This is a genomic window from Candidatus Omnitrophota bacterium (assembly GCA_018830005.1).
In the GTDB taxonomy this organism is placed as follows: Bacteria; Omnitrophota; Gorgyraeia; order JAHJTE01; family JAHJTE01; genus JAHJTE01.
The window spans coordinates 32,338-44,789 of record JAHJTE010000004.1; the positions used below are offsets into that span (position 1 = coordinate 32,338).

The 12,452-nt window shown below is 39.2% G+C and carries 11 protein-coding genes; all 11 read right to left on the bottom strand.

Going from position 1 to position 12,452, the window contains the following annotated elements; all coding sequences use genetic code 11:
• Window positions 1–141: 141 nt before the first annotated feature.
• The 11 genes from KJ593_08175 to infA are packed head-to-tail and all read right to left on the bottom strand — an operon-like array spanning window position 142 to window position 12,449.
• Window positions 142–579, bottom strand: a complete 438-nt coding sequence (locus KJ593_08175) for a hypothetical protein (GenBank protein MBU2541860.1) — start codon at window positions 577–579, stop codon at window positions 142–144.
• Between the two features lie 14 nt (window positions 580–593).
• Window positions 594–6,539, bottom strand: coding sequence for a VCBS repeat-containing protein (locus tag KJ593_08180; protein MBU2541861.1), 5,946 nt, complete (start codon window positions 6,537–6,539; stop codon window positions 594–596).
• 31 nt (window positions 6,540–6,570) lie between these two features.
• Entirely contained in the window at window positions 6,571–7,836 is a 1,266-nt protein-coding gene (locus KJ593_08185; GenBank protein MBU2541862.1) for a 3-isopropylmalate dehydratase large subunit, read from the bottom strand.
• The gene (locus tag KJ593_08190; protein ID MBU2541863.1) at window positions 7,829–9,001 is read right to left on the bottom strand and encodes a pyridoxal phosphate-dependent aminotransferase; all 1,173 of its coding nucleotides are present in this window, start codon (window positions 8,999–9,001) and stop codon (window positions 7,829–7,831) included. The genes KJ593_08185 and KJ593_08190 overlap by 8 nt, the downstream gene beginning before the upstream one ends.
• 6 nt (window positions 9,002–9,007) lie before the next feature.
• The gene (gene rplQ, locus KJ593_08195; protein ID MBU2541864.1) at window positions 9,008–9,610 is read right to left on the bottom strand and encodes a 50S ribosomal protein L17; all 603 of its coding nucleotides are present in this window, start codon (window positions 9,608–9,610) and stop codon (window positions 9,008–9,010) included.
• A gap of 4 nt (window positions 9,611–9,614) precedes the next feature.
• Window positions 9,615–10,604 carry a DNA-directed RNA polymerase subunit alpha gene (locus KJ593_08200; GenBank protein MBU2541865.1) on the bottom strand — a complete coding sequence of 330 codons (990 nt, stop codon included), beginning with the start codon at window positions 10,602–10,604 and terminating at the stop codon, window positions 9,615–9,617.
• Between the two features lie 27 nt (window positions 10,605–10,631).
• On the bottom strand, window positions 10,632–11,267 hold the full coding sequence (gene rpsD, locus KJ593_08205) for a 30S ribosomal protein S4 (GenBank protein MBU2541866.1): 636 nt from the start codon (window positions 11,265–11,267) through the stop codon (window positions 10,632–10,634).
• A 2-nt stretch (window positions 11,268–11,269) separates the two neighbouring features.
• Window positions 11,270–11,659, bottom strand: a complete 390-nt coding sequence (gene rpsK / locus KJ593_08210; GenBank protein MBU2541867.1) for a 30S ribosomal protein S11 — start codon at window positions 11,657–11,659, stop codon at window positions 11,270–11,272.
• A gap of 20 nt (window positions 11,660–11,679) precedes the next feature.
• Complete coding sequence (rpsM, locus tag KJ593_08215) at window positions 11,680–12,078, bottom strand: 30S ribosomal protein S13 (GenBank protein ID MBU2541868.1); 399 nt, start codon at window positions 12,076–12,078, stop codon at window positions 11,680–11,682.
• A 42-nt stretch (window positions 12,079–12,120) separates the two neighbouring features.
• Window positions 12,121–12,234 (bottom strand): 50S ribosomal protein L36, encoded by a 114-nt coding sequence (gene rpmJ, locus KJ593_08220; protein ID MBU2541869.1) that lies wholly within the window; start codon window positions 12,232–12,234, stop codon window positions 12,121–12,123.
• Window positions 12,231–12,449: a translation initiation factor IF-1 gene (gene infA, locus KJ593_08225; protein MBU2541870.1), complete on the bottom strand. Its 219-nt coding sequence runs from the start codon at window positions 12,447–12,449 to the stop codon at window positions 12,231–12,233. The genes rpmJ and infA overlap by 4 nt, the downstream gene beginning before the upstream one ends.
• Window positions 12,450–12,452 lie beyond the last annotated feature (3 nt).

The window sequence follows — 12,452 nt, forward strand, 5'->3', positions numbered from 1 at the left end:
TATTATTATACCATTTTTATCTGAAAAACATATTCCCTATCAAGTTTAACAGCGATAGCCTTATAGAGAACAAAATCATAAAACAAAAACGCCTTAATCTAATTATCCTTAAAGATGAAGGATTACTTCACTTACAAAAAATTATTTGATAGCTCTGTTTGCTTGTCTCTTGATCCAATCTTTTACTTCTGCTTTATTTAAATAATAAAAGGAATACATACTCGCTACCATTAAAACTATATTAAATGCTATTGGACTATTAAAACCTAATGTTGCTGAAATAGTTATTATACTAAGTAGTCCATAAAATATATATGTTACAGACAAAATTAATAGTAATTTTCTTGCCCACTCTTTAATTCGTAGCAGCCCTCTTGCAGATACTAAAGTAGCAATACTTAAAATTCCCAAAGGTAAAACTCCTGAAATAAAAGCTGTAATCCTATATTGCAAATCATGTTTATTGATAATTGTCCAAATGGTCATCGGTAGTGTCAATAGATATAAAATAGCAATTATTGAATAAAAGGTAGAAATAAATGAAATTGCCTTCGGTATCACTGATTCTTTGTACAACATAAACCCCTCCTTATTTATTTTATTTCAGGATAAAAAGTTGCTTTACCCACGGCTCGTAAATAATCAATTAAATTCCAGCCCATATAATTCACTGTATGAGCAGAATATTTAATCGTATACACTGTAGATTCTTCGACAGCTGCCTCGGCTAACTTAGCGGTTGCATGTGCGCCAAGATAAGGACTCTGCGATACTATCTGCCAATATACAAAGTTCTTCGTCATATTATCGCGAAATTCATAGTAGGCATTAGTTAATCCTTGAATATAAAATTTATAATGAGGGTAGTTATATTGCCAGTAATAATATGAAAATCTGTCCAGCCATGATCTCTGTCTATAAAATCCAAATGGGTCAATAAAATTTATAGGATTATTGGATACGCAAGGATATAAATTTAATGTCTGTGGAGATATCATTATACCACTTACTGGATCCTCCTGTAGGAATCTCCCGATAGCTGCATCATAATACCTTGCCCGGTAGTAATAGAGTCCACTTTCAAGATCAAGCTCTCTCCCTGTATACGTGTAAGGATTTATCAAAGAGCCAGTCTTAGCCTTGATATTTCCAAAAGAATCATAAAGATATGTCGGGACCACTATACCTGTACTATCAGTAAGCTCAGTAATTGACCCTAGACCATCTACATGGTACCAATAAACCCCTCCTCCTCTTTCCACCCTCAAAGGCTCATCAATACCTGGACCATGGAGGTATTTGGCTCGGAGAGTATTGATTCCATCGTATTCTGCAATAATGTCTTCATTATCATAGACGTATCTAGTAATAGTGCCATTGACATTCTTCTCGATTCTTCTGCCTAAGCCGTCATAGGTATATTGAGCAGATGTTAGGTTTGGAAAATTTATCCTAATCAACTGATTTTCAAGGTTGTAAGTATATGTTGTTATCTGTAAGGTAGATTTGTTAGTTTTAGAAGTTAGGTTTCCATTATCATCATAACTATAAGTATATTCATCATCTTCTAAGAGTCTGTTGGCATCATCGTAGGTATAATTTGTTGGATTACGGTTGCCTACTGAGTCATAGGCATAGTTTTCAGCTGGATTCTCAGGTTGAGGATGACTAGCATTAGTTAAGCGATAAATGTCATCATAGGTGTAGTTGTGAGTGCCATCACTATCAGTCATGGTTAATCTATTGCCAGCATTATCATAAGTATAAGAGTAAGAATCTAAAGAAACTAACCTACTTGCTAAATCATAGGCGTAGCTGGAGGTTGTTCCATTAGCCAAGTTTAAACCTGTTCTTCTAGAAAGTTCATCATAGTTAAAATGAGCCAGGTTTTGATCTAAAGCATCAGTGATGTCAATGAGGCGGTTGAGTGAATCATAGACGTATTTTGTAACAATGTATTCAGGATCAGTTAAGGTTAAGCGATTGGAATTCTTGTCATAGGTGTAGGATATGATTGTTCCTGGTTGATGACCTAAATCAAGCGTAGTTGATGTTTCTATTCTTGAGGCCAAGTCATAGATCATGCTTAGTGATGAATCAGGCGTAGTTACTGAGGTAAGGTTGTTTACAGAGTCATAGTCATATGTTACGTTCAAACCTGATCCAGATTTATTACTAAGGCGATTTATATCATCGTAGCTGAAGGTTATTGTATCAGCATTAAAGTCTGCGGTGGTTTCAAGATTGCGATTTAAATCATAGGAAAACGTTTTAGTGTTACCAAGGGGATTAGTTATTGTCTTAAGCTGGTTAATTTCATCATAGGTAAAGTTTGTTTCATTTAAATTGGCGTCAATTATCTTCTTGAGGTTTCCGGCCTCGTCGTATTGGTACTGGGTGATGTTTGTTTCTGGGTCTGTTACCTTGGTTAGGCGGTTTATATCATCATATTCAAAGGTTGTAGTGTTGTTTTCGGCATCTTGAATAGTAAGGATATTGCCAGCACTATCATAAGTAAAGGTTGTAGTATTGCCCTCTGGGTCAGTGGTAGTCTTCAAATTGTAAGTATCAGTATAATAGGTAAAGATAGTTTGATTCTCTACTGCAGTACCAAAACCAGAAATAATCTTAGTTACTAATCCCCTACTATTATATTCCATCTTAGTAATATTTCCTTGAGCATCCGTAATCTGAATAGGGTTACCATTTTCATCATAATCAATATTTGTAGTGTTGTTTTCTGGGTCTGTGATGGATGTTATCTGATTAAAGTCTGGCTCATAGCTGAAGGCGGTGGTAGCTGATATGGAGTCTTCAGTTGAAGTCAAGAGATTGCCTTTCCAATCGTAGGTCATTATAACAGTGGAACTATTAGGTCTAGTGATCTTTGTGGGATTATCGTTTACATCTCGCGCTATAATTGTAGTTTGATTTAGGGCATCTGTAATCTGGCTATATGCGCCGAATTTAGAGGTTTGAGAGGTTGTAGAATAATTTTTGCCGTCAATTATAGTCTCAACTATATCATCAGGCCTTACAACTGGAGCTGGATTATCAGGAGTACCTACACCAGGCGCTAGATCATTGATTAGGCCCTGAACATCCGACGGAAAGAATTGAATTATCTCTTGAGGTGTATTTGGGAAAAGCATACGCGTTACTCTTCCATAGCTATCATACTCATACTGCGTTGTAAATAAACGTTCATTAGTTTCAGAGGTTAAAAGGTGATTAGTATAACTAAATGTTTTAGTCGTACTATCAGGGTTAGAAATTTGAACTAAGTCGTTATTTTCATCAATAATAAACTGAGCGATTCTTCCTGCAGGGTCAGTTATGGATTTGAATTTCCCTTCAGCTGAATAGATAAACTGATAGGTGTCACCTGTAGGAAGAACAATCTTGCTTAATTCCTCCTCTTTACCATCAGAGTTTGCGTCTATGTAGAGATAGGCCGTACTATTTCCATTGCGGTCAACTATAGAAGTCTGCAAACCATGGGCATTAAAGTTGATTTGGGTACCATCTTTTAATTTACGTCTGTAAGTACCGTCGAGATTTTGAGTAATAAATGAGTAGTCACCAAAAGAAACAACATAATCCCGTTTTTCTAGATAATCGCCGTTAAAATTAGCGGCAATTAAGGACGAAGGTGAAGTGCCTACTTGAACATCCTCTCCAATAGAGAAGGTTCCATTACCATTATTATTAAGTAGTATAGAGAGATTGTTGTCAGCGAAACTACCTACAGCGAGGTCGGGAAGTGTATCTCCATTGAAATCAGCAGTGACTATCGCCCCAGGATTGGTTCCTACAATAATATCAGTTTGGGCAGAGAAAGTCGTGCCATCACTGTCGTTAAGTAGTATAGAAACGTTATTATCATTCGCATTAACTACAGCGAGGTCGGGAAGTGTATCTCCATTGAAATCAGCAGTAGCTATCGCCCAAGGACCCCCACCTACAAGAGTAGGATATGGGTAGGTTGAAAATGTACCATTACCATTTCCAAACAAAATAGAAACAGCATTATAGCTATACAAGTCGCGAGTGATCGCAAGATCTGGAATAGCATCTCTATTAAAATCAGCTGAAGCTATTGAATAAGGATATAGACTAAAAGTTCCTATGTTCGAAAATGTACCATCGCCGTTACTTAAAAAGGTACGTAGGTAATCCCCAGTGACTTCGGCAATGTCAAAAAGATTATCTCTATCAAAATCAGCTGTGGTTATTCCTCGAGCGCTATTTCCTATGAATATATCAGGCTGTACTAAGAAGGTACCGTCTCCGTTACCAAGAAGAATAGAAGTATGGTTGTCGTTTACATTACCTACAGCGAGGTCGGGAAGGCTATCGCCATTGAAATCAGCAGTAGCCATTAAGATGGGGCTGACCCCTACGGGAACATCAGGCTGAACTGAGAATGTGCCATCGTCATTACCTAGAAAAATAGAAAGATCATCATCGATGTAATTAGCCACAACAAGATCAGGAATAGTGTCTATATTAAAATCAGCAGTGGCTACTACCCGAGGTTGATTCCCCACAGTAACATTAGGCTGAGCTAAGAAAGTACCGTCTCCATTACCAAAGAGAATAGAAATATTATCGTCATATGTATTAGCTACAGCGAGGTCTAAAATAGGACTCTGTTGAAAATTAAACACCATACTTGAACCATTGCCTTCAGTTAAAAGAATTGAACCATCAGCGTCAAAATGAAGTCTTTGTAAACCTTGTAAACTCCATCCAGCACCAAAAGGAGAATTTTGCTGATTGTTGACAATCAATTTTTCCTTGACTTCTTCGCTTAAAGGCACTGGCTCTATGGTAGGAACGCCTGTATCAGAAATTGGATCTCCGGCAAAACGGTCTGTTGTCCAATAAGTTACATTAGTGTAATCATTAGAAACTTCTATAATATAAGGATAACTTCCCGTAGAAAGAGTCTGTCCTTGCGAATCTTTAGCATCCAAGAGATAAGCGTATCTAACTTCTCCCTCTACTCCTTGATAGGTTGCCTGGATTTGCCTATCGGCAATTTTTACTTTAAAGGTAGTAGTATCCGGGATATTAGTGGCCACTGGATCGAGGTCAGTTTCAATACAGATTAAACTTGAGGGTTGAGCAGTAAGTGAGTTATAGATTAGTTTTAGACTATCTTTCTTTCCTAATCTTATAATGCCAGCTAAGTCATGTTCAGTAGTAAAACTACCTGATTTCACCCCCACCCCTGGATCCCTAGCTTCTTCAAACTGTTTATCTATATCTTGAGTTCTATTTGCGATTAGTCTTGGACTTTTGTCTTTTGGTGGTGGCGGAGCTGGAAAATTCAAATCCCATGGAGAAAAATGGTCAATTTCAAATTCAAGCCACTGACCATCACTTGAGACAGAACCCATAAGACCTGTATCTTCCCACTGGTGCGTTTCTTCATTGTAAACTCCTCCCGGAATTGGTGTTCCAGGAGCAAAACCTAAAGTGTTAGCCACTTTCATAGTAACTGGCTGCTGAAACGTAGTAACTTTCCTTCTGGTAGTTGTGGATTCAGCTTCTAGATTAAGGGCGTAGGTAAAGAAACTAGTTTCTGGTAATTCATCGGGCAATGCCTTTCCTTTCTGATATTTAGTAGAGTTTACATCTGCTGCTTCTGTTACTGCACCAGCTGGAAAAACAAGCTCTATTTCTCCAGTAGAATTAACATGTGTTCCGCCTTCAGGAAGAATAGTAGTTACTACTGGGTCTAACGGTGTGAGATAAACAGAGGTTACAGCTGAATGTCTGCTGGCTACTACTTCCACTGTTCTCTGAGCAGAGGTAAAGTCACCTTTACTAACATCAATGGTAACAGTCAGCTTACCTGATTCTGGGAAAAGTGACTGAAAAGAAAAGGAGAATTTTCCATCTATATCAGAGGTAGTACTTCCAACAAAGTCGGGTGAGGTAACTACAGCATTAGCAAGAGGAGTTTCAGTATCTGCAGCATAGACTATACCGCTAATAAAGCTTGTAGGCTCTACAATCTCTATACTCTCTGTATCACTCCAACCAGTAGCAGCAATCGTATCGCAAGTTGTACCAGCATAAGCTTGATTTGCAGAAAAACGCTGTCTCAGCCAAGCAAATATCTTCTGTAAAAAGTCCGCTCCTTTAGTTATGCCCTGTGTAGCAGGAAGAGCAGCTTTGACGCGGTAATAATAAGTGCCGACAGTTCCTTTGTTAACAAAGAGTTGAGAAACATTCAAAGTATAGCTAACAGGGTTGCTAAACTGGGGGTTATCTGCTTCTTCTAGCTTATAGGCTTCAGCACAGTCTACATCAGTCCAATCTACTAGATAAGCTGCATCAAAATTAGGATCTATGGGCTTGTTTAAATGAGGTGGTTGAGGCGTTGTTTCTGGAGGTAATTCTGGAATATCTTCAGTGGGAGGGGCATCTCCGCAAAAAGCAGGCTTAGTAAACAAGAAGCCGTGAGAAACAAAAAAGCCTAAAATCAAAATAACGACCAATAATGACTTAAAAACACAACTCTTCATTCTCATGCCTCCTTTAGAAAAACATAAAGGATTATTTCAAAAACTTCCTTGGATCAGTTATTTTCCCTTCAATTACACTGGCTGCCACAGTTGCTGGCGAGGCAAGGTAAATATTGGCATTGGGATTACCCATCCTGCCTTTAAAATTACGGTTTGCTGTTGAAATAACGTTTTCCCCATCAGCAGGAACGCCATTGTGCGTTCCTACGCAGGGTCCACAACCAGCAGCAACGACAACAGCGCCAGCCTTAATAAATGTTTCAATCAGCCCTAATTTGAGTGCTTCCAGGTAAATACTGCTGCTTGCAGGCGCAATGATAAATTTTACGCCTTTTGCTACAGATTTACCTTTTAGAATTTTTGCAGCAATTTTTAAATCGCTAAGTCTTCCGTTGGTACACGTACCAAGATAGCCTTCCTGAATTTGCTCGCCCTCTACTTCCTCAACCGATTTTGCATTATCTGGACTATGAGGCGTTGAAACTATAGGCGTTAGCCCTAATAAGTCTATCTCTTTTTCATCCACATAATGAGCATCTTTATCTGCAGTCTGTGGCTCTAATCTTTGCCTTGTTCGCCCCTTCAACCATTTATTAGTTACCTTATCAACTGGTAAAAACCCACATTTAGCACCTACCTCAACTGCCATATTTGCGATTGTGAATCTACCGTCCATATCTATCTTTGCCAGGGGCAAGCCGTAAAACTCAAGGGCTTTATATGTGGCACCATTTGCTCCTAACAAACCAGTTATATACAAAATTACGTCTTTAGCAAAGACACCTTTTGGAATTTTCCCTTTTAGGGTAATTTTAATCGTCTCCGGAACCTTAAACCAATTCAAACCGCTGGCTAAAGTGACTGCTAAATCAGTCGAGCCAACTCCAGTTGCGAATACACCCAAGGCGCCGTATGTACAGGTATGCGAATCTGCACCAATCACAAGATTCCCAGGAAGAATCTTACCTTGTTCTGGAATAATCTGATGGCATACACCACAGCCTATTTCAAATAAAGTAACATTCTTTTCCTTAGCAAACGCTCGCATCCTGCTATGAACAGCTGAAACTCCAAGATTTGGAGCAGGGCTATTATGATCAATTACCATGCAGAATTTTTCTTTGTCAAAGACCTCTTCTCTGCCAAGCTGTTTGAATCTATCAATGATTATACTGCTTGTTCCATCCTGGCCAAAACAAAAATCTACATTAGCCAGGACAAAATCACCAGCACAACAATCTTGGGAACTATGTTTAGAAAAAATCTTCTCAGCGATAGTCTTGGCTGTCTTACTCATGGGAAAGTGACTCGATGAATTTCTTTATTCGCCTGCAACCTTCTATTATTTCATCGTTATTCGTGGCAAAGCTTAAACGCACATGAGACTTTGATCCAAAACTCTCCGCCGGAATACAAGCAACAAACTCCTCATCAAGTAGCCTACTGGCAAATTCCATAGGTGCAATTTTTAAGCCTGAGATATTGACGAAGACATAAAAAGCACCCGCTGGCTTAAAGAAAGAAATCCCGGGGATCTCTCCCAGTTTTTGTGTCAGGCAATCTCTTCTTTTCGAAAATTCATTGATAAAAGGTAGGATTTCGCTATCTTTCATGGCCAAGGCAGAAACTGCTGCCTTTTGGCTTATTGAGGCAGGATTACTCGTAGAATGACTCTGCAGACTAGCAACGGCTGCTGCTATTTCCTTGGGTGCGCCTAAAAATCCAATTCTCCAGCCTGTCATCGAATAGGTCTTGGAGACGCCATTTATAGTAATCGTTTGTTTGTAGATTTCGTTATTTAATGAAGCAATTGATGTGTGTTTTTGCCCGTCAAAAATTAATTTTTCATATATTTCATCACTCAATATGAAAGTCTTGTTTTTAGCTACAATTTCAGCAATCTGCATTAGCTCAGCCTCCGAATAAACAACTCCTGTTGGATTCGAAGGGCTATTTATGATTAAGGCCTTTGTCTTTTTATTGATTAATGACTCCAGTGCCTTTTGATCTATTTTAAAGCCTTGTTTTTGCTTTGTTTCGAGAACGACGGGTTTGCCACCGGCTAGCTTTATCATTTCAGGATAGCTCAACCAGTAGGGAGAGATAATTATGACTTCATCATGGGGATTAACAATTGCCTGTAGACTGTTGTAAAGGGAATGTTTTGCTCCTGAAGAAATGATAATTTCATCTAGGGAATATTCGAGATTGTTATCTCTTTTGAATTTTTCTTGAACTGCTTTTTTTAGTTCTGGGGTACCGCTGGCAGGGGTATATTTTGTGAAACCGTCACGTATTGCCTGAATTGCAGCTTCTTTTATTTGTTCGGGTGTATCGAAGTCGGGTTCGCCGGCAGCAAAGTTGATTATGGGCCTGCCTTGCTTTTTTAGAAGCTTGGCTTTCGCAGTGATGGCTAAAGTCGAGGAGGGTTTAATTTCATTTAGCCTCTTGGCCTTTTCCATAAGATTCTAAGGTTCTTGTTTTCGCCTGAAGATTTTACCTATACCACCAAAAAACTTACCACCTTTCTTTTTATCTTTTGGTAGTTCTTTTACAGCTGGTGTTGGCTTCTGCTTTAGGGGTTTCTCCTCTTTTGCTGTTGGTGGTGCTTTTGGCTTTTCTTTTGGCGGCGTAACTTGTTTTGGGGCCTGCACCTTCTCTTGTGTTACTGCCTTTTCTTCTTTTTTTGCTTTGGGAGGTGATTTCTTTTCTGGCAAGCGCTTTATTAATTCAAAGATAACAAGATTAGCATTATCGCCTCTGCGTCTTGAAAGACGCAAGATACGCGTGTATCCACCATTTCTCTCTTTGAATAAAGGAGCGAATTCAATGAATAATTTCTTAACCAAAGCGTGGTCTTTTAATTTCTGAAAAACCCTCCTTCTGTTAGTCAAATTATCAACCCTAGCTAGAGAAATAATGCGTTCAACAGCAGGAGCGACAACCTTGGCCCTGGAATATGTCGTGGTTATTCGCTGATACTTAAAAATGGAGCGGCATTGATTAAGGATGAGTGATTTTCTCTCACCTTCAGTAAGGTTTAATCTTGTTCTCTTTTTGGCATGGCGCATAATCTTATCCTTCCTTTTTCAATTTCTTGACATCGAACTGTATTCCAAAAGAAAGGCCCATGTCTTTGAGTATAGCTGATATTTCATTCAACGACTTTTTACCAAAATTTCTAAATGCGAGCATTTCTTGTTCAGTGCGTTTAACAAGATCAGCAATTGTACCAATCTTAGCTTCTCGTAGACAGTTAGAGCTTCTTACCGAAAGCTCAAGCTCGGAAACAGGAAGTTTTAATTTATCATAAAGCGTTCTTTCTTCCTCTGTCATAGCCTCTTCCTCTTCTTCTTCAGGAAGCTGGCCAAAGTTTACAAAGACATCAAGATGCCTCTGCATAATATTTGCAGTGTAAAGAAGGGCATCTTTAGGTGAGACACTACCATTAGTCCAAATCTCTAGAACTAGTCGGTCATAGTCTGTTCTTTGGCCAACGCGAGTATTTTCAGCCCTGAAATTCACTTCCTTAACTGGCGTAAATATGGAATCAATAGCTATAACGCCAATGGTAGCACCTTCTTTCTTATTCTGTTCTGCTGGAACAAATCCCCTGCCACGGCCTACCTCTATCTCCATATTGAATTTGGTAGGTGCGGTTAATGTGACAATATGCTGTTCCGGATTTAAGACCTCAACAGTTTCGTCGGTAATTATATCCTTTGCCTTAATATCGCCTTTTTTTGTAGCCTTGATATGAATAGTTTTTGATGTCTTTGAATGTGATCTCAGGATTAATGTTTTGATGTTTAGGACTATCTCGGTTACATCTTCCTGGACGTGTGGAATTGTAGAGAACTCATGCATAACATTATTAATCTTAATGGAGGTAGCAGCGCTGCCTTCAATTGAGGATAATAAAATTCTACGCAGGGCATTTCCCAGGGTTACTCCATAGCCTCGCTCAAATGGTTCAGCGACAAATTTTCCATATGTCGGTGTATAAGTGGCCTCGTCGCAATCAAGTCTCTTTGGCATCTGGAAATCTTTCCATTTACTTCCCATTGTTCCTCCTTAAATGAAAAAGCTATATTATTTTGAATACAACTCAACAATTAGCTGTTCAGAAATTGGAAACTGGACATCGGACCTTTCGGGTAATTTTAAAATTTCTAAAGTCAACTTTTCATGATCTGCGCGCATCCATGCCGGAACAGCACGCTCTTTGTTTGCCTCTAAGTTTTCCTTAATTAGGTTTGCGAGTTTACCCTTTGGTTTTATTGTGATCTTTGAATCAGGCTTAACAAGAAACGATGGAATGGTTACTTTGCGACCATTTATTGAAATAAAGGCATGGCGAACAAACTGCCGGGCTTGATTTCGACTAGCAGCAATACAGGAGCGAAAGATAACGTTATCTATTCTTCTCTCCAATAACTGCAGCAGAACCTCACCTGTAGCACCGCTCTTTTTTGAAGCAATAACAAAATAGCGCCTGAACTGCTTTTCTAAAATTCCGTAAATCCTTTTTACTTTCTGTTTTTCTCGTAACTGCATGCCGTAATTCGATAGCTTACTACGACTACGACGGCCTTGACCATGTTCACCCGGAGAATAGCTCCTACGGGTAAATGCACACTTATCAGTAAGACAGCGCGAACCTTTTAAGAATAATTTTGTGCCTTCTCTTCTGCAAAGTCTGCACTTTGAACCAGTGTAACGCGCCATATCTATACTCTCCTTCGCTTTTTAGGGCGACATCCATTATGGGGAATAGGAGTTATATCTCGGATTGCCGTAACTGTCAGGCCTGTAGCTTGCAATGCCCTAATTGCTGATTCCCTACCAGAACCTGCGCCTCTAACGCAAACAACAACCTCTCTAAGCCCTAATTCCTTTGCCTTCTTGGCTGCATCTTGAGCAGCGATCTGAGCTGCAAATGGCGTTGATTTTTTGGAACCACTGAAACCAACAACGCCGGGCGAAGACCAGGAAATCACATTTCCGCTCTTGTCAGTAATGGAAATAAGCGTGTTATTGAATGTTGCCTGAATAAATACCAAACCGCTGGTCACACCTAATAATTTCTTCTTTTTACCTTTTTCCTTTTTTATTGCCATCATCTTCTCCTAGAAAGTATTTATTCCTTAGTTGGCTTTTCCTTTGCTGCCGGGGCTCGCATAAGAGCAACGTTTTTACGTGGACCTTTTCGTGTACGGGCATTGGTCTTTGTACGTTGGCCTCTTACTGGCAGGCTTCTTCTATGACGTAAGCCGCGATAAGTAGAGATATCCACAAGACGTTTTATATTTTGCGAGATCTCTCTTTTTAAATCGCCTTCGACCTTAAACTCTTTCTGAATTACGTGGTTTATTTTCGAAACCTCTTCGTCACTAAGGTCCTTTGCTTTTTTATGAGGGTCTACCCCGGCCTTATCTAATATTGCCAATGAATTAACCGGGCCGACTCCAAAAAGATAACGAAGCGAAATATTAATCTTTTTTTCTTTTGGTAGATCTACACCTAATATTCTGGGCAATCTAAAACCTCCTTTAATGACCCCTAGACTTAAAGGGTTAACTTACCCTTGTCTCTGCTTATGCTGGGGGTTAGAGCAAATAACTCTAACTACTCCACGTCTTTTGATGACCTTGCAATTAAAGCAAAGTCTTTTAACTGCTGTTCTTACTTTCATTTTGTCCTATAAGTAATCCTACCCCGGTTTAGATCATATGGAGAAAGTTCTAATTTTACACGATCGCCTGGTAGGATGCGGATAAAATGCATCCTAATTTTACCTGAAATATGCGCAAGCACTATATGGTCGTTTTCTAACTTTACGCGAAACATAGCGTTTGGTAAAGATTCAACAACAACACCTTCTACCTCAATTGCTTCTTCTTTAGCCATAAG

Coding starts and splice junctions, on each gene's coding strand:
- KJ593_08175 (MBU2541860.1), bottom strand. CDS start 579: ATGTTGTACAAAGAATCAGTGATACCGAAGGCAATTTCATTTATTTCT.
- KJ593_08180 (MBU2541861.1), bottom strand. CDS start 6,539: ATGAAGAGTTGTGTTTTTAAGTCATTATTGGTCGTTATTTTGATTTTA.
- KJ593_08185 (MBU2541862.1), bottom strand. CDS start 7,836: ATGAGTAAGACAGCCAAGACTATCGCTGAGAAGATTTTTTCTAAACAT.
- KJ593_08190 (MBU2541863.1), bottom strand. CDS start 9,001: ATGGAAAAGGCCAAGAGGCTAAATGAAATTAAACCCTCCTCGACTTTA.
- rplQ (MBU2541864.1), bottom strand. CDS start 9,610: ATGCGCCATGCCAAAAAGAGAACAAGATTAAACCTTACTGAAGGTGAG.
- KJ593_08200 (MBU2541865.1), bottom strand. CDS start 10,604: ATGGGAAGTAAATGGAAAGATTTCCAGATGCCAAAGAGACTTGATTGC.
- rpsD (MBU2541866.1), bottom strand. CDS start 11,267: ATGGCGCGTTACACTGGTTCAAAGTGCAGACTTTGCAGAAGAGAAGGC.
- rpsK (MBU2541867.1), bottom strand. CDS start 11,659: ATGGCAATAAAAAAGGAAAAAGGTAAAAAGAAGAAATTATTAGGTGTG.
- rpmJ (MBU2541869.1), bottom strand. CDS start 12,234: ATGAAAGTAAGAACAGCAGTTAAAAGACTTTGCTTTAATTGCAAGGTC.
- infA (MBU2541870.1), bottom strand. CDS start 12,449: ATGGCTAAAGAAGAAGCAATTGAGGTAGAAGGTGTTGTTGTTGAATCT.